At 36.3% G+C, this 19,279-nt stretch carries 22 protein-coding genes; 17 read left to right on the top strand and 5 right to left on the bottom strand.

Annotation, left to right across the window (positions count from 1 at the left end; genetic code table 11):
• Positions 1–57: 57 nt before the first annotated feature.
• A complete protein-coding gene (locus EO244_RS07005; RefSeq protein ID WP_129253947.1) occupies positions 58–1,776 on the bottom strand; it encodes a [Fe-Fe] hydrogenase large subunit C-terminal domain-containing protein in 1,719 nt (572 codons plus the stop codon).
• Positions 1,777–2,272: 496 nt separating this feature from the next.
• Here EO244_RS07005 and EO244_RS07000 point away from each other — a divergent pair, with 496 nt between their 5' ends.
• From EO244_RS07000 to EO244_RS06980, 6 genes are all read left to right on the top strand, one after another.
• Complete coding sequence (locus EO244_RS07000) at positions 2,273–4,138, top strand: carbamoyltransferase family protein (protein ID WP_129253946.1); 1,866 nt, start codon at positions 2,273–2,275, stop codon at positions 4,136–4,138.
• A gap of 106 nt (positions 4,139–4,244) precedes the next feature.
• Positions 4,245–4,394: a DUF5989 family protein gene (locus EO244_RS16915; RefSeq protein WP_164977437.1), complete on the top strand. Its 150-nt coding sequence runs from the start codon at positions 4,245–4,247 to the stop codon at positions 4,392–4,394.
• A 5-nt stretch (positions 4,395–4,399) separates the two neighbouring features.
• Positions 4,400–4,774, top strand: a complete 375-nt coding sequence (locus EO244_RS06995; protein WP_129253945.1) for a hypothetical protein — start codon at positions 4,400–4,402, stop codon at positions 4,772–4,774.
• Between the two features lie 253 nt (positions 4,775–5,027).
• Positions 5,028–5,288, top strand: a complete 261-nt coding sequence (locus EO244_RS06990) for a YtxH domain-containing protein (RefSeq protein ID WP_129253944.1) — start codon at positions 5,028–5,030, stop codon at positions 5,286–5,288.
• 59 nt (positions 5,289–5,347) lie between these two features.
• Complete coding sequence (locus EO244_RS06985; protein WP_129253943.1) at positions 5,348–5,704, top strand: hypothetical protein; 357 nt, start codon at positions 5,348–5,350, stop codon at positions 5,702–5,704.
• A gap of 57 nt (positions 5,705–5,761) precedes the next feature.
• A complete protein-coding gene (locus EO244_RS06980) occupies positions 5,762–5,965 on the top strand; it encodes a hypothetical protein (RefSeq protein ID WP_129253942.1) in 204 nt (67 codons plus the stop codon).
• On the opposite strand, the gene EO244_RS16910 is transcribed toward EO244_RS06980, so the two are convergent.
• Complete coding sequence (locus tag EO244_RS16910) at positions 5,962–6,120, bottom strand: hypothetical protein (protein ID WP_164977436.1); 159 nt, start codon at positions 6,118–6,120, stop codon at positions 5,962–5,964. The genes EO244_RS06980 and EO244_RS16910 overlap by 4 nt on opposite strands.
• A 185-nt stretch (positions 6,121–6,305) precedes the next feature.
• Between EO244_RS16910 and EO244_RS06975 the strand changes: the two genes are divergently transcribed.
• The 7 genes from EO244_RS06975 (at position 6,306) to EO244_RS06945 (ending at position 12,398) form a co-directional block, all read left to right on the top strand.
• On the top strand, positions 6,306–6,893 hold the full coding sequence (locus EO244_RS06975) for a Crp/Fnr family transcriptional regulator (protein WP_164977435.1): 588 nt from the start codon (positions 6,306–6,308) through the stop codon (positions 6,891–6,893).
• Positions 6,894–6,937: 44 nt separating this feature from the next.
• On the top strand, positions 6,938–7,552 hold the full coding sequence (locus EO244_RS06970) for a cysteine hydrolase family protein (protein WP_206734510.1): 615 nt from the start codon (positions 6,938–6,940) through the stop codon (positions 7,550–7,552).
• A 29-nt stretch (positions 7,553–7,581) separates the two neighbouring features.
• A complete protein-coding gene (locus EO244_RS06965; protein WP_129253940.1) occupies positions 7,582–8,775 on the top strand; it encodes a winged helix-turn-helix domain-containing protein in 1,194 nt (397 codons plus the stop codon).
• Positions 8,776–8,849: 74 nt separating this feature from the next.
• A complete protein-coding gene (locus EO244_RS06960; protein WP_129253939.1) occupies positions 8,850–9,296 on the top strand; it encodes a GNAT family N-acetyltransferase in 447 nt (148 codons plus the stop codon).
• A 599-nt stretch (positions 9,297–9,895) separates the two neighbouring features.
• Positions 9,896–11,419: an OmpA family protein gene (locus EO244_RS06955; protein WP_129253938.1), complete on the top strand. Its 1,524-nt coding sequence runs from the start codon at positions 9,896–9,898 to the stop codon at positions 11,417–11,419.
• A gap of 138 nt (positions 11,420–11,557) precedes the next feature.
• A complete protein-coding gene (locus EO244_RS06950) occupies positions 11,558–12,010 on the top strand; it encodes a sll1863 family stress response protein (protein WP_129253937.1) in 453 nt (150 codons plus the stop codon).
• Positions 12,011–12,245: 235 nt separating this feature from the next.
• Entirely contained in the window at positions 12,246–12,398 is a 153-nt protein-coding gene (locus tag EO244_RS06945) for a lmo0937 family membrane protein (RefSeq protein ID WP_129253936.1), read from the top strand.
• 102 nt (positions 12,399–12,500) lie between these two features.
• Here EO244_RS06945 and EO244_RS06940 read toward each other — a convergent pair whose 3' ends face one another.
• The 3 genes from EO244_RS06940 to EO244_RS06930 all read right to left on the bottom strand — a co-directional run bounded on the left by EO244_RS06940 (position 12,501) and on the right by EO244_RS06930 (position 14,726).
• On the bottom strand, positions 12,501–12,857 hold the full coding sequence (locus EO244_RS06940) for a cupin domain-containing protein (RefSeq protein ID WP_129253935.1): 357 nt from the start codon (positions 12,855–12,857) through the stop codon (positions 12,501–12,503).
• A gap of 86 nt (positions 12,858–12,943) precedes the next feature.
• On the bottom strand, positions 12,944–13,504 hold the full coding sequence (locus EO244_RS06935) for a helix-turn-helix domain-containing protein (RefSeq protein WP_129253934.1): 561 nt from the start codon (positions 13,502–13,504) through the stop codon (positions 12,944–12,946).
• 514 nt (positions 13,505–14,018) lie between these two features.
• The gene (locus EO244_RS06930; RefSeq protein ID WP_129253933.1) at positions 14,019–14,726 is read right to left on the bottom strand and encodes a hypothetical protein; all 708 of its coding nucleotides are present in this window, start codon (positions 14,724–14,726) and stop codon (positions 14,019–14,021) included.
• Positions 14,727–15,753: 1,027 nt separating this feature from the next.
• Here EO244_RS06930 and EO244_RS06925 point away from each other — a divergent pair.
• From EO244_RS06925 to EO244_RS06910, 4 genes are all read left to right on the top strand, one after another.
• On the top strand, positions 15,754–16,380 hold the full coding sequence (locus EO244_RS06925; RefSeq protein WP_129253932.1) for a DUF4145 domain-containing protein: 627 nt from the start codon (positions 15,754–15,756) through the stop codon (positions 16,378–16,380).
• A 5-nt stretch (positions 16,381–16,385) separates the two neighbouring features.
• Positions 16,386–16,775: a hypothetical protein gene (locus EO244_RS06920; RefSeq protein WP_129253931.1), complete on the top strand. Its 390-nt coding sequence runs from the start codon at positions 16,386–16,388 to the stop codon at positions 16,773–16,775.
• Between the two features lie 151 nt (positions 16,776–16,926).
• Entirely contained in the window at positions 16,927–17,586 is a 660-nt protein-coding gene (locus EO244_RS06915) for a hypothetical protein (protein WP_129253930.1), read from the top strand.
• 240 nt (positions 17,587–17,826) lie between these two features.
• The gene (locus tag EO244_RS06910) at positions 17,827–19,221 is read left to right on the top strand and encodes a KAP family P-loop NTPase fold protein (RefSeq protein ID WP_129253929.1); all 1,395 of its coding nucleotides are present in this window, start codon (positions 17,827–17,829) and stop codon (positions 19,219–19,221) included.
• Positions 19,222–19,279 lie beyond the last annotated feature (58 nt).

Below are 19,279 nucleotides of genomic sequence, written 5' to 3'. Positions count from 1 at the left end.
TTCTCATTACTTTAAGATTCGGGATTTAAAATCATCAATATCGTCAAACTTTTATAGTTAGCTCTTATCCTCCGAAAGGGTATAGAACTCTACAATCGAATTGAGCATATCCTCGGTTTCAGATGCATTCTCCCCCAACAGATAAGCAATTTTCTGAACCGTTTCCAGATTCTTTTGGTTGACAGCCTTGGCCCGGTTAATTACCTCTTCTTGTTGAATAAAAGGCTGAGACATATCGCGAAGAATGGCTCCAACAATTTTATTTCGTTGTATGGTAAACAGGCTCAAATGCAACATTTTATTGCCCAATCGGAAATCCCGTTCCAGATTATCTTCCCCGGTAGCTAAAACCGATGAAAAAAGCTTGTAAAATGGTGCGATCTTCTTCAGATCAGCATCTTTCAAACCCGGAATTGTTTCAAATAATTGCTCCATCTCCTCGCCCATTATACGGGCAAAACTCTGATTGGCTTCAACCACCTTCAGATCTTCGTTTACAATCAAAACACCGGAAGGTATCTTGCCCAAAAGAGCCGTTGACTTATCGTGAGCAATTTTGCGCATATAAGAGGCACACATATTGGGTTCCGATTTGTCTTCAAGATAAGCTTTTGCAAATTCCCTGCAGGAATTGTAACCACAACCGCCACAATTAATCTCGTCCTTATCGGAATATTTGCCTATCATATTTAAAGCCTCCTTGATCTTATTTTCAGGATGTTCAGGCTTACTTGCAACATTGATATTATCAAAATTCCTATCGATTGAAAAATCAGCTGACTGCTCTCCAACTTCAGCTTCGGTCCGATTAATAATTTCCAGGCGTTTCAATGCCCGGGAATAAGATTTTCGGGTTCCAGGTCCATTAATACAACCTCCCTCACAAGCCAAAAGCTCTAAAAACAACAAACCCGGTTTGCGATAGTAATTCAAATCCTTCAGCACATCGTAAATGCTGCTAATGCCCGAGAAGGTCATAAACACCGCATCGGTTGTTGAAGCATTGGCCTTAATTCCGGCAATCATTCCACCGTCAATAGGATACAAAGCTCCTCTTCCAGCCCGTCGGGGAACAAACATTGATTCCGTATCCGACTCATAAAACAAGTCCGGCTCCAAGCCCTCTTCATCAAACCATTCTGCCAAATCTTTAAACGATAATGAGGCTTCGAGTAAATCACCAAAAGCATCACTCTCGGATTTTTTTGCAATGCAGGGACCAATAAAAACAATTTTACAATCCTCTCCATATTCCTGTTTTAACAACTTACAATGCGTTAACAAGGGCGATAAAAAAGGTGTAATATGATTTTTATACTGAGGGAAATGCTTACAAATCATTTCAACCACCGAAGGACAAGCCGAAGAGATATAAATTCCGGATTGTTTTTCTTCTAAAAATTCATTCACCCTTTGCGAAACCACTTCTGCCCCCAATGCTGTTTCTGAAACATGAGCAAAACCCAACTCCTTAAGAGCAGCCAGCAATTGCTCATCCTTTAAATTTGGGAATTCTGACATATACGAGGGAGCTAAAGACACCACCACCTTATCGTGACGTTTCAATAAAGACTTCACTCGCGTTAAATCGTTACGAACTTTTTTCGCTTTAACAGGACAAACCAGGGTGCAACTGCCACAATAAATACAATCTTCATGTAAAATTTGTGCCGAATTATTAATCACCTTTATGGCTTTCAACTGGCACTCGCGTATGCATTTATAACAATCCTGACAATCGTTTTGTTCGGTATAAACGGGCTTAAAAACATCCATTTTATGCAGATCTTACTTGTACTTAAATTTTAATCAAAGCTCTGAATTTATGTTTTTTATTGGATCGGTTTCGGGATATTCTAAAACACATATAAGTTATTCAGATGAGATTTAAATAAGCTTCCGCAAAATGAATTGCCATCACTAACTCAAAACGAATAGCATTCAAAAAAGAGAATTCATTTTCAATAAAGACAAAAATCTTCTGATCAAATTGGTATCAGAATCCAATATCAGACCAAGTCATAATTCAACAAGAGAAAAGAAGTAAAGGACAAAAACATCTTTTTAATCAAATAACTTACATCTTTTTTGAAAAATATACTTAAATTAACTACAGATCAAAGCTTAACATCATATCAAATATGAGGTGGATAATTGAAATCCATTTTTATGGAGATTGAAAACTATAATAACAAGGCCTGTTCGTATGTCTGTTATATGCTGAATACACACTAGAGAATAAACTTATCTTACAAGCTAAACATAGTTATTGATGAAAAAAATCCTTGGAATCTCTGCGTTTTATCACGACTCTGCTGCTGCCATAACCATAGGTGGACAAATAATTGCGGCCGCTCAGGAAGAACGATTTACACGAATCAAACACACGCCTGATTTCCCGACTCATGCAATCAAATATTGTCTGGAAGAGGCCGGCCTTGAAATTGATGAATTGGATGCTGTCGTTTTCTACGATAAACCCCTGCTCAAATTCGAAAGACTTTTGCAGACTTATTATGCTTTTGCACCCAAAGGTCTCCTGTCTTTCCTAAAGGCTATTCCTGTTTGGATCAACGAAAAGATGTTTCTTAAGAAACAAATTTACAACGGTTTAAAAGAAATTGGCCCCTACAACAAAAAGAAGCTAAGACTCTTATTTTCGGAGCATCACCTGGCTCATGCTGCGAGTGCTTTTTTACCCTCCGCCTATGAAAAATCGGCCATCTTAACCATTGATGGCGTAGGCGAATGGTGTACCGCTTCGATAGGAATTGGGGAAAAAGGTCAGATTAAGATCTTAAAGGAAATGGAATTTCCTCACTCAGTAGGACTACTCTATAGTGCGTTTACCTACTATATTGGCTTTACGGTAAATTCCGGAGAATACAAACTTATGGGACTGGCGCCCTATGGTGACCCGCAAGCTGATGAGACCCACAAATTTGTGAAACTGATCAAGAAAAATCTAATCGATATCAAAGAAGATGGCTCCATTTGGCTGGATCAATCCTATTTCAACTACGCCACAGGTTTACGAATGGTTAAAGAAGACAAATGGGAAAAATTGTTTGGTTTTAAACATCGCGAACCCGAAGCAAAACTCGAACAAAAACATTGCAACCTGGCCCTCGCTATACAAATAGTTACCGAAGAAATTGTTATAAAAATGGCCAAAGAAGCAAAGAGATTAACTGACGCTAATTTCCTCTGCATGGCTGGTGGCGTTGCCCTCAACTGTGTGGCAAACGGCAAACTGCTTCGTGAAAATGTATTTGATGACATTTACATTCAACCCGCTGCTGGTGATGCTGGCGGCGCCCTTGGTGCAGCTTTAGCTGTGAGCTCGATGTATTTTGGGGAAGAAAGATTGTTCGATCCGGAAAGAGATCAAATGCGGGGAGCCTATTTGGGACCTGAATTTTCTGAAAAGGAAATACAAATGATGAACCGAAAGGTGAAAAGTGTGCACCACTATTACGAGAACTTTGCTGACTTAACTGAATTTGCCGCTACGCAACTCACCCAGGGCAATGTGGTGGGCTGGTATCAGGGGAAAATGGAATTTGGTCCCAGAGCGCTTGGAAACAGAAGTATTTTAGGAGATGCCCGAAACCCGGAAATGCAAAAAAAACTCAATCTTAAGATTAAATATCGCGAGGGCTTCAGACCCTTTGCCCCCTCTGTGCTGGCTGAAAAATGCAGCGATTATTTTGATCTGAATACGGGTTCTCCCTACATGCTGTTGGTTGCTCCCGTTAAGGAAGAGAGACGAAAAGAATTGCCGGAGAATTATTCACAGCTACCCCTTTGGGATAAGCTCTATTTTACCCGCAGCGATATTCAATCCATTACTCATCTGGATTTCTCGGCTCGTGTGCAAACCGTTCATAAGGAAACCAATCCCCGCTATTGGGATTTGATCACCGAATTCGAAAGACAAACCGGATATGGATTGGTTGTCAATACCAGTTTTAATGTCAGAGGCGAACCCATTGTTTGCACCCCATACGATGCCTACCGTTGCTTTATGAGCACCGAAATGGATTATCTGGTTATCGGTAATTTTGTGTATCGCAAAACCGATCAGCCTGATTGGGAGAACAAAGAAAAATGGACCGTTCAATTCAAAATGGACTAAAGCGATGAAGAATTACGATAAGATCGAAAAGGGTGTTTATAACACATGAAGTAAACATCAGTATTGATCGTATCAATAAAATAGTTGCAACTAAAAAAATGGACAGATGGATTTTTTAACTGACTTATGGCTCTTTATGAAAGAGCGAAAAAAATTTTGGTTGGCACCCATTATCATTATCCTTTTACTGATTGGTTTATTAATTGTATTTGGAGGCAGTAGTGCCGTTGCGCCTTTTATTTACACCATATTTTAAACGCTATGAAACAAATGCAAGCAAAATCGGATCCTATCAAAACCGTTTTGGTAATTACGGTGGGGATGCTCATTGTATTTTCTATCAGTCATTGGAGATGGGCATTTAATGCAGCTGTCATTATTGGTATATTGGGTATCGTATCTCCTTTTCTGGCGAAACAGATTGACTTTTTGTGGATGAAACTGGCCTGGGTCATGAGCCTTATCGTTCCCAATATTGTTTTATCTCTTATCTTCTATCTGTTCCTGACTCCCATAGCCCTTTTATCAAGAATATTCGGCGAAAAAGATCAACTCAACTTAAAAAATGCCAGGATTAGTATTTTTAAAGATTACAAAAAGGATTTTAATAAGTCGAGCTTTGAAAAACCCTGGTAAGACGAATGAATTGGAAAAACAAAAGGCTGCAAACAATAGATTTACAACCTTTTAATTTTCACACCACCAAATGATTCGATCAAACAAACTGTATCTTGCCTAAGCAATACACCAGAAAATACAAACAAATCAAAAACCCGATATCATCGGTAAAAAATAATTGACTCCTAACCCACAATTCACTAATTTTATGTAACACATTACGAATCAAAACATTCTACTATTTATATTGTTTCATTTAAAACATTAAATTATGTCTAATTCAGGTGGTCTTTTTGCAGCTTTATTAGCAGGCTGCGCAATAGGTGTTGGTTTAGGAATTCTTTATGCTCCGGACAAAGGGGAAGTAACCCGTAAGAAAATGAAGAAAAAGGCAAAAGAAAAAGTAGAAGAATTTGAAGCCGCATTTGAGAAAAATATGGAAAAAGTACGGGACAAAATCGATGAGTTAATCGATGATCTGGAGAAAAAAATTGATTCCTTCAAAAGAAAGGAAAAAGAAAAAGAAACCTGATCCTGATAAGCATATTGGTTCTCCCTACTAAAAATTAGTTCACAAAAAAAACTGTTGCATTGGAAAATATCCCGGAACAATTCGCTCAACTAAAAGAGTTACTGACTGAGTATTTCGACTCCAACCTAGACTATTATAAGTTTTCCGCTTTTGAAAAACTTATTCGTTTTACTGTAGCTCTATGCTTAACAAGCCTCTTCTTTTTACTGGCCATGTTCGCCTTACTCTTCTTCGGATTTGGAACAGCAGTTTGGCTGACTGATATCTTAAAAAGTGAAATATTAGGCTATGTGGCAACAGGCGTCCTGTTTCTGATATTGATAGGCCTGATTTACTTGCTAAAAAGCCCCTTAATTGAGCGCCCTTTAATCAGACTTTTTTATAAAATACTATACGGTCAAAAGCAGCAGGATTAAACAAACTAAATTCACATAACAAACGTATAAGCCCCTTAACGATAAAAAAAGTTTCGGATGAACAGATACAGATCACTTAAGGATATCGAAAAAGAGAAATATCGCCTTCAGCTTGAACGGGAATTGGCTTACTACAAACTGAGCCACTTTGTTCGAAATGCCAAAAACAATTGGAACCCCGAAAACCTGATTCAAAATAGCATCGGTAATCTGGTCTGTCGCTTTGTGAAAAAAATAATCCGAAATAAAAAAGAAGTCTAGAGTACAGCCATTTTATAAATCAAAAGAAGACCAAATCCTCTTATCGCATTGATAAGAGGATTTTTCATTCCGGTAAAAAGCACCAATTCATTTTCCGCCACAGCAGCTTCAAAATCATCATAGCCCTGCCCTTGTTTTCCAAAATAAATAAGCATATCGAATCATAATTTCAAGCCTGATAAAGCTGATAGTTTTCGATTTTGCTTAGATTTGATTGTTGAGAAATACCTAATCCGGATAAGAAGAACAATTTTTGATGGAAAAATATTCAAACGCTTTAGACAGGAAAAGCTTGAATTTTAAGGGGTAATTTAAACAATTGACTATTAATTTGAAAATGATGATACCTAATCAAGTATTAAAACAAGTCTTTGAGAAACTAAAACTTCCGGTTGCGTTTGAAAACGATTTTAAAAACGAAGCTGAAATATTAAGACTGAAAAAAAATGATTTCTTCATTAGGGAAGGTGAAGTGTGTTCATACATTGGGATCGTTAAATCGGGAAGTTTATATTCTTTTTTTGAAGATGATAATACAGACATACAGGTGAACGAATTATACCAAGCTTCATCTTTAATTTCATCCTACCGAAGCTTTTTATCACAAACACCTTCGCCGGCAAACTTTAAGGCTAATATGGATGTTGAAATATATGTGATTCCCTATGAGAAATATTTAAACTTACAAAAGTCTATAGACTGGCTAACCTTTTTTAAGGCTTTTAGTGATACGCTTTTTGTCAGAAAATGCCTGAAAGAAACGGCATTAATGAACTTCTCAACTAAGAAAAGATATGAGCTTTTAATTGAGCAACGCCATTCAATCGAACAATTATTTCCCCAATACATTATAGCTTCTTATCTTAAAATGAGACCTGAAACGCTATCAAGATTAAAAAGTCTTGACCTGCATCAAGAGAAAGTTTAATCGCGTTCGGTTAGTTTTGTTTTAAAATTTAATCCTCATTTAAAATGAAAAAAACAATCGTAATTGCATTCTTTCTCATTTCAATCTGTTCATTAAAAGCACAAGTAAAAGATATGAAAACAGCTTTAGTATTAATTGATATTCAAAATGATTATTTTAAAGACGGTAAAATGGAACTTTACAATCCGGAAAAAGCCGGAGACAATGCAAAGCTTCTATTAAATGCCTTTCGAAAAAATAAGATGCCCGTCATTCATATTCAACATCTATCAACACGACCAGAGTCTGCTTTTTTTATCCCCCAAACACCAGGAGCAGAGATTAATGAGCGTGTTAGCCCACTAAATAACGAGAAGATAATCATTAAGCACTATCCCAATAGTTTCAGAGAGACTGATCTTCTGGATTATTTAAAAAATATGGGTATCGAAAAATTGGTTATTTGTGGAATGATGACCCATATGTGCGTGGATGCAACAACCCGAGCAGCAAAAGATTTTGGTTTCGAATGCCTTGTTATTGGAGATGCTTGTGCAACCAAAGATCTTGAAATAAATAATGAAACGGTCAAGGCAAGTGAAGTCCAAAAATCCTTTTTAAGTGCTTTGAACTATTTTTATGCCTCGGTTTTAACAAGCGAACAGTTCTTAAAGCCATAAAAATACAGCACACAACATTTAGTTTAGCAATGACAAAAAAAGAAAGCCTTTCACCCCAACAAGCCAGAAAACTGGTCCTGCTCTCGCAAGGGTTGCCACCTGCCAAACAAACAGGATCAGCCTTAGACGCCACCCTGTCGGCTATCGAACGGCTGGGCTATGTTCAGATTGACACCATCTCGGTGGTGCAGCGGGCCCATCACCATACCTTATGGAATCGAAACCCACGTTACCAAAATGCCCATCTCGATCAGCTGATTGCCAACAAGCAGGTGTTTGAATACTGGTCGCATGCAGCTGCCTACCTGCCCATGAGCGACTACCGATACAGCTTGGTTCGCAAACAGGCCATAGCCAGTGGAGAGCAGAATCATTGGTACGAACCCGATAAAAAATTGATGCGTGAGGTGCTCAAGCGAATTGAAAGCGAAGGCCCCTTAATGGCCAAAGACTTTGAGCATACAGGCAAAAAGCGACTTGACTGGATGAGCAAACCTGCCAAACGTGCACTGGAACACCTGTTTATGCAGGGCGAACTGATGATTCCTTTGCGCAACAATTTCCATAAGGTGTACGACCTGACCGAACGGGTTCTGCCCAAAGAGGTAGATACCCGCATCCCCACAACTGAGGAATATGCCCGTTTTCTGGTTACACGATATCTGGAAGCTAATGGACTGGGACTTGCTCCCGAAATCGCTTTTTTGCTGAAAAATACTAAAAAAGAACTTGCTGCCGCTCTTAAGGAGTTGCTTGCCAATGGCGAACTGACACAAATACAGACTGCCGGCAACAGCTATTATGCCTTGCCCAATGCATTGGAGCTCCTGAACAAACCGCTTTCCCGAAGCAAACTAAAGATCCTCTCTCCTTTCGACAACCTGCTGATTCAGCGAAAACGCATGCAGGCTCTCTTCAATTTTAACTATCAAATTGAGTGCTATCTTCCCGAAGACAAACGCCAATATGGCTATTTCTCCTTACCGATTTTATGGGATGGGAAACTGGTCGCTCGCATAGACTGCAAAGCCGACAGAAAGACAGCCGTGCTGCATATAAAGCATCTGGTACTGGAAGATGGCTTGGTAAAAACTGAGGCCTTTGCCCATGCCCTGGCAAAAGAACTGGCCGCCTTTATGAACTTTAACGGCTGCAGCTCAATTCAAGTACACCAAACGACACCTGCAGGTTTTAAAAATGCGCTTCAATGCCTTGGATTTTGATAATCAATAATAACTGACCACAATAGTGGACATAAGGCATCCAGCGGGTAGCTTGCGCCTCATATAAAAAGCATATGATAACGATTGTAAGAACAAATTCCGAAAATCAAGAGTTCATAAAACTGGTTCAATTGCTGAATTCTGACCTTGCTGAAAGAGATGGTGCGAATCATCCTTTATCTCAATTCAATACAATTGCGAATATAAAATACGTTGTTTTGGCTTATGAAAATGATAAGCCAATCGGATGTGGTGCCATAGCAGCATACGACCTGAACACCATGGAAATAAAGAGAATGTATGTTTCGCCTGAAGTCAGAGGAAAACGAATTGGAACCCATATGCTGTCTGAATTAGAGAAGTGGGCTAAAGAATTGGGGAGTTCCAGATGTATATTATTCACAGGTAAGAATCAGCCTGAGGCAAACAGGCTGTATACAAGGAATGCTTACAGGCAGATTGAGAAGTATGGTAAGCTTGCGGAAATAGCTGACAGCCTATGCTTTGCTAAAGAGATATAGCAAAGAAACGAAAGCAGACTAAAAACATCTCGTGCTGGAAGATGACTTGGTAAAAACCGAAGCCTTTGCTCATGCCCTGACCAAAGAGCTTGAAGCTCTCATGCTCTTTAATAATTGCAGTTATCTCCAGCTACACAAAATCTCCTCTTTCAAATTTCAACATGAGCTGCAGAATCAAATCAAACATCTGACAATGTGTCGTCCTAAATAAGCATTACAGATTAATAAAAATATGCATTTAAATAGCTATTCGGTTTTCCAGATAGCTATTTTCTTTTTTAATACGTTTTCTTCTCTATACTGATCCGGATTTATGCCCAAAAGCGATCCTACAGGACATTGACATCGATTGAAAATGTGAGAATTATGCAACTTATTCCTCTAATTGTGTAATGTTTTTTAGCACTTAAGGTCTCACCTTTGTACAGTGAAATAGTTTCACATCGAATTCTCAGTAGAGTAAATATTTAAAACACCATAAATATTTATCATAACCCGATAAATCTCAATAAGATTATCGGTCGGGTTAATATTGGCGCGATTAGACTAAAGTTGCTGATGCTGTAAGAACTCATTTTTTCAATAAAAAAAATACAACTATGAAAAAATTTGCAAAAACCAAACTATTGATTATAAGTGTACTTGTAAGTCTGTTTTACACGTATAATCTATTTGCTCAGGATGCTAAAACAATCATATTTAATGATGCAAAGAAAGCATATCAATACGCAATTGACAAACGGGCAGAAATATTATCTCCTTCAAATTTTAATGAAGGGAAAAAGTACTACGTAAAAGCCAATTCAACTTATGAAAACAATAATAACCTGGCTGATATTAAAGAATATTTGAGAGAAGCTGTTAAATATTTTCAAAAGTCAACCAGCGAAATTGATGTAATGGAAGTGCTTTTTTCTGAAACTCTTAATGCAAGGGATGATGCCTTGGATGCAGCTGCAAACACATACGAAAAGGCAATGTGGAATGAAGCTGAAGATAAATTTATAGATGCTACACATCAATACGAAAAAGGTAATTCAAGTCGGGCCAAAGAAAAAGGGAAGGAAGCATATGATTTATACCGTCAGGCAGAACTTGCCGCGATTAAATCAAATTTGTTTAATGGTGCCAGACAATTAATTGCCAATGCGGAAGATATGAGGGCCGAAAAATATGCCCCCAAAACCCTGAAGAAAGCCAAAATGAGTTTGAAAGAGGGACAAACAGCTTTAGAAACGGAACGTTATGATACCGATAAGCCACGTATGCTTGCAAAAAATGCAGAATACGAAGCAAGTCATGCTATTTATCTTGTAAACTATATTAAGAAGATTGATGATCAGGATAAGGAAATTGAAGATCTAATCTTAAAGGGTGAATCGTATCTCACACAAATTGGGGATGTGACTGGTATTTCGGTTAAATTTGATGAAGGTAGCCGTGTCGCAGCTGAGAAAATATCGGTAAATGTAAATATTCTGAAAGACAGTATTTTCAAGCTTAACCATATGCTAAATGTTTGCGAAACAACCAATGCAAATCAAACAAAGCAAATTGCTGCAAATATTCAACAAATTGAAGCAATGGGAAGTGAGCAACAAGAACAAATTGCTGATGCCACAACTAAACAAAAGATGTTGAAGGATCAAATAGCTTATGAAGAAAAGGTTAGTCAGAAATTTGATGAGGTTTTTAATATGTTTGATCTGACTGAAGCCAGTGTATTTCGTCAGGGGAATGACATAATTCTACGAATGACCGGTTTCAATTTTGATGTAGGAAGTGCCGAAGTGAAACCTGAAAACTACCTTTTATTGTCCAAGGTTCAAAAAGCCATCAATATATTCTCCGAAAGCCAAATTGTCATTCAAGGGCATACAGATTCTCAGGGTGGGGATAGTATGAATTTGACTTTATCTCAAAAAAGAGCCGATGCAGTAAAAACATATTTAATGGCAAATATGCCGAATTATAACCAGTCAAATATTGCATCTGTTGGATATGGTGAAAGTAAACCTATTGAAAACAATGAAACAAAATATGGCAGGTTAAAAAACAGGCGTATAGATGTTGTCATTAAAGTTAAAAGAGTATTAGATACTGCGAATGCAACAAATATGTAAACGCAAAAAGAAAGAAAATAAGAAACGTACCGGATTATTGATTCACACTAGTCTAGTGTTTATTAAAAAGGTATCAGTTAACTGACCATTCGTTGATGGGTACCTTTATTTACAAGTAATTAAATTTAAACAAACATCATGAAAAAGACAATTTGTACCCTTGCCATGGCAACGATTATGGCAGGAACAATGATTACCGGTTGCCAGTACTCAAAGAGCAAAGTTGAAAAGGCCAAAGAGAATGTGAAGGAGGCAAAGGATGAAATGGTTAGAGCTAAAGAAGATCTAAACATCGTTATAAATGATTCTATTCAACAATTTAAAAAAGAATCTGAAGAAAAAATAAACGCTATTGAAAAAAGCATTGCCGAATTCAAGGTGAAAATAGCAAATGAAAAAGGGGACGTAAAGGACGAATACGAAAAGAAGCTGGCTATCCTCGAACAAAAAAACAAGGAACTGAAAAAGAAGTTGGAAGATTACAAAGAAGACGGACAGGATAACTGGTCAAAATTTAAAAGGGAATTCAAGCATGATATGGATGAGTTAGGTAAAACATTTAAAGACCTAACCGTCGATAATGTCAAGTAATATTTTCATCAGCTTGTCTGATTTTCAGACAAAATATATAAAGGCAGGATACAGGAAAGTTTAAGGTGTTACAGCTGAACATTCATTCTGGGAAACGAATTCAGAATCTGATGACTACCTATCTGTGACTGATGTAACTCATTTAAAGAATAATGGAATGATTTAAAGTGTGATGAAAAATAACTTTGTATTGTAATCCATTATTCGTTTTTATTCATTTTTAATATTTACCATCATGGGAGATTTATTGTATATAATAGCTGCAATATTGCTAATAGGATGGGCAATCGGATTTTTTGCGTACAGTACCGGAAGTATAATTCATATACTACTTGTTATTGCGCTTATTGCAATCCTTTTCAGGCTTATCAAGGGTAAAAAAATCTAACAACACAATGCCTTCAGTGGCATCAAAACGAGAGCGGTTCTTTACTAATTTTAGTAAAGAACCGCTCCCCTTATAAAATGATTTAGTGAGATCAAAATATCCTTATATTGATAATGTCGCTTCATCATAGCCGCTTTTTATGACAGTTGCAATCATTTTAAACCGCTCATTGGCTTTAACCGCATGAGGTGTATGGGCAGGAATAATGATCGCTTCACCTGTTTTAAGTATATTCATCTCCTCACCAATCACAAGCTCTGCCTGACCTTCAATGATTTGAACAAACGTATCGTAAGGTGAGATTTTCTCGGCTAAAGTTTCTCCTGTATCAATAGCAATGACACTTACATTTCCTGTCGTTTTTCGGATGATGGTTTTGGTGACCACGGAATTAGGAAGATATTCGATTATTTCGATCAGGATATGTGTTTTCGATTTTTCAACTTCAGTCGTTGGCATGATTTTACCTTTATTAAGTCCTACTATAAAAGTACGACCGAAGATTCATTTGGCTGTTACACAATTTAGGGTATTTTTTACATTATTCACACATCTTCAAGTGTTCTGAACCTCTTATTTTTTAGCATTTTAAAGTGCGTAGGGGTCAGTCCGGTAATTTTCTTAAATTGGTTTGATAAATGGGCGACACTGCTATATTGCATCCTGTATGATATTTCGGTAAGACTCAACTCGTCATACACGATCATTTCTTTTACTTTCTCAATTTTATGGGCCAGATAAAATTTTTCAATCGTAACTCCTTTAACTTCAGAAAAAAGATTAGCTAAATAAGTGTAGTCGTAATTAAGTTTCTCACTGAGGTAATCTGAAAGATTGACCTTGATTTGTTCTTCAGAATAGTGTACCAATTCGATGATCGCGCTTTTTATTTTCTCAACTAAAATACTCTTTTTATTATCCATCAGTTGCAATCCTGATTTTTTTAAAGCAGTATTCAATTGCTCGGTTTGTTCAGCAGTTATATTTCCTCTTAAATTAGCTTCTCCAATTTTCACATCAGTATATTGCAAGCCAAGTTTGTCTAATTCAGATTTTACAACCATCTGACAACGGATACAAACCATATTTTTAATAAAAATTTTCAAAGACGATAAAGTTTTATATAAATAACTCAGGATAATAAAGTTAATCAATATTTTAAAATAATCCTGAGTCGAAATTGAGGTCCATTAGGAATCGCTTAAAACCTGGCCAGGTAATAATTGCATTTGAAAAAATCACAAAAGAAAAACACAAAACTCTCAAGCCTTAGAAATTATTTACTAAAACAGCTATTAAACCTAAGGAAATAGAACCGATAAGTATCTGAAAAAACAATAAAGGCTGCCAATTCCCGATTGGCAGCCTTTATTTATATCATCAGAATCGATGGGTATACTAACTCTTTTTCATCCAAATTCAATCAAACAGATCTGATGCTTAAATCCTGATCTGGTAAAATGCCCTTAGTCTTTCGCTTTAAGTCTTTCAAGCACCCATTTATTGGTCACACTTTTAGGTCTGACAATTGGTAAAGTGACCCCCAAAAGTTGAATACAACATTTGGGGTGCAGTTCAATGATAAGAGGGCTAAACCTATGCCAAAACCTGTTGTTAAGACTAAACCAAATCTTCCTGGGTTTCCGGCTCGGTTGCCTCATCCTTAGATGTTTTGCTGGTAACCGGAAACTTAAACCATCTCAACATTTCCTGATTGTCGGCGTATATAATTTTGGCGGCTTTCATATATTTTGCCAATTTCTCGTAAATTTTATTCAAGCAAACAACACGATCATCCGTCGCCCGGCCTCTGTCAACACGACATTTGGTTTGCTGATCCATATTCATTTTTAACTTATCCTTTAGCTCAGCTATTTTTGTGAAGGTTTCTTCGGTCCAGGCCGATTCGATCATGGCCTGCTTATGAAGATTGGCAATGAGTATAAAGTCGGAATAGAACATGAACATGGCCCGACCCGATTTTCGTGCCGATTCGTAGTCGTTAAACCCAAACTGATTCCAAATATGTTTCTTGTTGGGAAACACCATTTCGATATCGAACTTACAGGACTGATAAAACCGGGCACATTCCTCCACACAGGTATTGATATTCTCAGTAGCCTGAGCCTGAATATCAATAAACACCTTATCCGAAGGAATCGTATTGGCCTCGGCATAAAGCACCTCTATTTCCTGTATGCGTTCAGGCGTGAAAAACACTGAAAAGTCTGTAAAACGAGACTGTTCCTCTTTAATTAAATTGACACTTTGGCTCACCCAGCTCATAAAAACTGCATCGGAGCAACTATACAATCTAGTATGGTTCATAATACAATAAATTTAAATTTTCACTTAATGTCATATGAAACTACAAAGACTTATGATCACAACCAAATATTTCAAATTTATTTTTATGTAATAAAAACAAAAGGACTAACACAAAAACAGCAGAATACCAGTGAAAACACAACAGCCTACAAGACAGGAACTAAACAGAATAAACCCATACGCAAAAAGGTATTAAGCAAAATAATAGCCGACAAGCAAACACTACCATTATGATACATTCCGCCATGCAAAAACAAGTACACGGCAGATCGTTTAACTGCTCCTCCTATCCCTTGCAATAGTTCCCAACTCGCTTGAAGCTTTCCGCCATCGCGTTGAAATATTCAACCAGTCTGTTGACATTTTTCGCCATCGCGTTACTAGATTCCGCCACTTGGTTGATGTATTCCGCCCTCGCGTTGCAATGTTCCGCCGCTCGGTTAAAGAGTTTTGCCATCGCGTTGTTAAATTCCGCCGCTCCCTTGAAGCGTTCCGCCACCCCAAAAAGACAACGCAGTGCTGCCCCTAAACAAACAGGTAGCAAGTAGGAATAAAACTGCACAAAGGATTAACAATACACTAAAACCGAAATACAAAACAAGGACCAAATGAAACAAAGCCGTGCCGCCTACCCACAAGGCTTTTATCTAACATGACAAATCAATAGGTGTAAATCGCAAACAAGGCAAAGGATTTATTAAGAGACAAAAAGGAAAAAAAATTGGAATGAAGGCATAAAACAAAATAAGACTAAAAACTCCTTTACTAAAGCACCCCTACCCTAAAGTGTAGGTGTTAATAAGTTCTTAATTAAAAGAATCATAATAAAACCAAATGGCAAGATATTATTCTTACTTTTAGATTTCACAAAAATAAATCAACAACTGTAAGTGAGTTTTGGTTCATAGAAAAGCTGCTGTTAGCCCTATAATTTATAGTGAAAAACATCAACTCTATAAAAATATAAGAGAAATAACAACAATATGGATGTTACACATACGTTGGGCATAATTTAAAAAAACAAAGAATGAAATATTTACAACCTCAAGTTTATAGTAGCTCTTTTACCTGTCCACATTGTGGAGCTATTGCAAAACAAGATTGGTGGAGCAAAATGTGGAGTGGCGGCATCCATTCGAATTCTGACCATATGCCTCTTAGAGTTGGGCAATGTCAACACTGCAATAAAAATACATTATGGGTAATGGATAAAATGTATTATCCAGATAATGGTAATGCGCCTTTTCCAAATCCAGAAATGCCGGATTCAGTTAATAAACTTTATATGGAGGCTTCGGCAATTCATACAAAATCACCAAGGGGTGCAGCTGCACTGCTAAGACTTTCCATACAAGTATTAGCCAAAGAATTGGGAGAGGAAGGAAAGAATATTAATAAAGATATTGGAAACCTTGTAAAAAAAGGACTTCCAGAAATAGTACAACAATCATTGGATATTGTTAGAGTAACAGGAAATGATGCTGTTCATCCAGGGCAAATCGACACCGATGACCCAAATACTGTAGGGCAATTATTCGATTTAGTGAATATTATTGTTGAGTATATGATTGCTTTACCAAAAAGAGTAAGCGGAATTTATAATGGTCTTCCTGCCGACAAAGTCAAAGGAATCGAAGACAGAGATAAAAAATAGAAAATATGCTATCACAAGTAATTGAAGGAGTAGTTAAGCTACTTGGGCCTGTTGCTACCTTATCGAAGGACAGGAGAGAATTAAAAGACAGTGCATTGAGAGCCATATCCACTGCATTGGATGAAACGTATCTTTATTACAGAGACTTAGGAAAGGGTTCTCAAAGAAATATGGACAGAGAAGCTCAGCTTGCAAAATATTGGTCTGCCGCAGCTATTCCTATGCGACATTTTGACGATCAACTTGCAAGTATTTGTGACCATAAATCAGAATATTGGGTAAATCCAGATAATTATTCTGATGAGCAAGTAGTGCATTTAGGAATTGAATTAGGTGAAGTACGTCAAGCTTATCGCAAGATGCTATCACCTATTTCAAGCTATGGAAGAAGATAAAAACTATGCCCAACACACAATATAAAACGTTGGCTGTAATTCGCTCTATAAAGGAAAAATTCATTGATTTTTGAAGCGAACGATAAAAGTATAAATCACCGAAAATCAAAGACTAATTTTTACCGTTAGTCAGAATTTATAATAAAAACGAATGAGACAATTTAAATATTTATTGATTCTTTTAATTTTTACAAATTGTTCGAGTGATAAGAAATCTAACAATGCTGCTGAAAGTGGAACTGTTGAAAGCCAGAAAATCACAACTTTATCTTCTAAAGCAAAAGATGATCAACCGAATAAAATTCAAAAACAAAATTTGGATAAACGAGCTAATATAGATACACTTATGAATGGAAAGTTCGATTTAAATAGTGATATATTTTCATTAATTCCGTTTGAGAATGGTAAATTAGAAGTATTCAGTCACAAATTGGCAAATGTATACATTGTTGATTATAATCTTTTTAGAAAACATATTGAAGAATACAATTTTCAAGATAGTATAGAAAAAGTTGATGTTTTTATTTACAAAGATTCTTATCTGAAAGAAACACCTAAGTATAGGATTTATGGGAAAATATTATCCGAAGATATAGAACTAAGTGAAAATGTTAAAATAGGTATGTCTAAAACTAATCTTTTATCTAAAATATTTAAACCATCTGACTCATTTGATAAAGTGAAAGTATTAGTTGTTTATGAAAATGAAATAGGAGATTATTGGCTAAATTTTAAATTTGATACTAACAAGCTAATTGAAGTCGAATATGACACAAATAATGATTGGGTTGATAGGGCATTGAAAAAATAAACAACAGCCAACAACAACAACTAAGCGTTCGTGTGGCGGTGATGAGCAGTTTAAAAGTTCAGTACAATTAACAAACACCAGCAAGCCATTAAAATTGGATTGCTGGAAAATATAAGCAAATTTAAGCGGCTTGCTTCCGCGCGGTTTGATAAGGCAACTGTTTTAATCGCCCACAAAACTTAGCAAGACCGTTAGCAACAAGGCAAATAAACTAGCCATATAGAATGAAATACTAGTCTAATGAAATTAAAGAATGAAGAAATAGTTATTGATAAAATTAATCCTTTTACCAATTGTAAATTAGAACGAGAACCTTATGCATTAGTGCTTACAGAAATTGTAAACAGCTATGCAGATGGTTTTGTATTGGCCATAAACAATGAATGGGGAACAGGCAAGTCTACATTTATAAAAATGTGGGAACAGCATTTAAAGAATCAAAAGTATAAGACACTTTATTTTAATGCTTGGGAGAACGATTTTGAAGATGATGTTCTTGTTTCATTAATGTCAGAGTTAGAAGCACTAAAAGGGACAACAACTGAAAAGGTTTTTAAAAATGTAGTCCAAAATGCAGCTCCCCTAGTAAAAGGTTTAGCTCTTGGTTTACTCAAAACTCAAATAAAAAAATATGTTGGTGATAATTTCGTCAATGGTCCATTAAACCTGACTTCAGAAGCATTGGCTAAAGGTTTGGAAGAACGAATACAATCATACGCGAGTCGTAAAAATAGTATTGATGAATTTAAGAAAAGCCTTGAAAAGTTTGTGAAATTAACAGACGATAATTTACCAGTAATTTTCATTATAGATGAACTTGACCGCTGCCGACCTAACTATGCTGTTGAAGTTCTAGAACAAATCAAGCATCTTTTCTCGGTACCAGGTATTATTTTTGTTCTTTCAATTGATAAGGTTCAATTAGGTCATGCAGTACGAGGTGTATATGGAAGCGATAATATAAATGCAGACGAATATTTGAGAAGATTTATTGATATTGAATATGCTATACCTGAACCCAGTACAAAACTTTTTTGTAAACATTTATATGACTACTTTAAGTTTAGTGATTTTATAAGTTCAGATGAAAGGATAAAGTATTCTGAACTTAAAGGTGATAGTAATAAACTTATTGAATTTTCAACAGCTTTATTTAATTATGAGAGACTTCCATTAAGGTTACAAGAAAAAATATTTGCACACGCTCGTTTAGCCTTACGTTCTTTTTATAGCAATGATTATCTTATTCCTAGCCTCTTTATATTTCTTATCTATTTAAAAATCTCTCATCAGTCCGTCTATGATAATATTAAAGGAGGTTTCTATTCACTTCAAGAATTAATAGATCAAATTGAAAATATAATTCCTAAAGGATTAGAAAATGGTGATTTGAGGACTTTCATCTATACTGAAGCTATTCTTATTAACTCCTATAACAATTCAAGAGATTATAATAACAAAGAAACTATAGTCGCTGAAAATAAACTGATTATAAAATCGAAAATCGATACTTCAATTAATAACCAAACACTTCTTGATATGTTTCAATCTTTAAGTCAATTCAGTAGTAATTCATCTGAATTGAGCATAAAGCATTTGACAGAAAAAATTGATCTAATTGAAACAATTAAGTAATAGATAAGAAATATAAATAGGATTGCTAGAATAAAGCCCAGTTGCTAACAAAAGTAAT

The sequence above is a fragment of the Ancylomarina salipaludis genome (genome assembly GCF_004122035.1).
GTDB lineage: Bacteria > Bacteroidota > Bacteroidia > Bacteroidales > Marinifilaceae > Ancylomarina > Ancylomarina salipaludis.
This window is presented reverse-complemented; position numbering and strand designations above follow the sequence as displayed.

Bases quoted from the DNA above. Each gene is read 5' to 3' on its own strand.
- EO244_RS07005 (WP_129253947.1), bottom strand. From the start codon at position 1,776: ATGGATGTTTTTAAGCCCGTTTATACCGAACAAAACGATTGTCAGGAT.
- EO244_RS07000 (WP_129253946.1), top strand. From the start codon at position 2,273: ATGAAAAAAATCCTTGGAATCTCTGCGTTTTATCACGACTCTGCTGCT.
- EO244_RS16915 (WP_164977437.1), top strand. From the start codon at position 4,245: ATGGATTTTTTAACTGACTTATGGCTCTTTATGAAAGAGCGAAAAAAA.
- EO244_RS06995 (WP_129253945.1), top strand. From the start codon at position 4,400: ATGAAACAAATGCAAGCAAAATCGGATCCTATCAAAACCGTTTTGGTA.
- EO244_RS06990 (WP_129253944.1), top strand. From the start codon at position 5,028: ATGTCTAATTCAGGTGGTCTTTTTGCAGCTTTATTAGCAGGCTGCGCA.
- EO244_RS06980 (WP_129253942.1), top strand. From the start codon at position 5,762: ATGAACAGATACAGATCACTTAAGGATATCGAAAAAGAGAAATATCGC.
- EO244_RS16910 (WP_164977436.1), bottom strand. From the start codon at position 6,120: ATGCTTATTTATTTTGGAAAACAAGGGCAGGGCTATGATGATTTTGAA.
- EO244_RS06975 (WP_164977435.1), top strand. From the start codon at position 6,306: ATGATACCTAATCAAGTATTAAAACAAGTCTTTGAGAAACTAAAACTT.
- EO244_RS06970 (WP_206734510.1), top strand. From the start codon at position 6,938: ATGAAAAAAACAATCGTAATTGCATTCTTTCTCATTTCAATCTGTTCA.
- EO244_RS06965 (WP_129253940.1), top strand. From the start codon at position 7,582: ATGACAAAAAAAGAAAGCCTTTCACCCCAACAAGCCAGAAAACTGGTC.
- EO244_RS06960 (WP_129253939.1), top strand. From the start codon at position 8,850: ATGATAACGATTGTAAGAACAAATTCCGAAAATCAAGAGTTCATAAAA.
- EO244_RS06955 (WP_129253938.1), top strand. From the start codon at position 9,896: ATGAAAAAATTTGCAAAAACCAAACTATTGATTATAAGTGTACTTGTA.
- EO244_RS06950 (WP_129253937.1), top strand. From the start codon at position 11,558: ATGAAAAAGACAATTTGTACCCTTGCCATGGCAACGATTATGGCAGGA.
- EO244_RS06945 (WP_129253936.1), top strand. From the start codon at position 12,246: ATGGGAGATTTATTGTATATAATAGCTGCAATATTGCTAATAGGATGG.
- EO244_RS06940 (WP_129253935.1), bottom strand. From the start codon at position 12,857: ATGCCAACGACTGAAGTTGAAAAATCGAAAACACATATCCTGATCGAA.
- EO244_RS06930 (WP_129253933.1), bottom strand. From the start codon at position 14,726: ATGAACCATACTAGATTGTATAGTTGCTCCGATGCAGTTTTTATGAGC.
- EO244_RS06925 (WP_129253932.1), top strand. From the start codon at position 15,754: ATGAAATATTTACAACCTCAAGTTTATAGTAGCTCTTTTACCTGTCCA.
- EO244_RS06920 (WP_129253931.1), top strand. From the start codon at position 16,386: ATGCTATCACAAGTAATTGAAGGAGTAGTTAAGCTACTTGGGCCTGTT.
- EO244_RS06915 (WP_129253930.1), top strand. From the start codon at position 16,927: ATGAGACAATTTAAATATTTATTGATTCTTTTAATTTTTACAAATTGT.
- EO244_RS06910 (WP_129253929.1), top strand. From the start codon at position 17,827: ATGAAATTAAAGAATGAAGAAATAGTTATTGATAAAATTAATCCTTTT.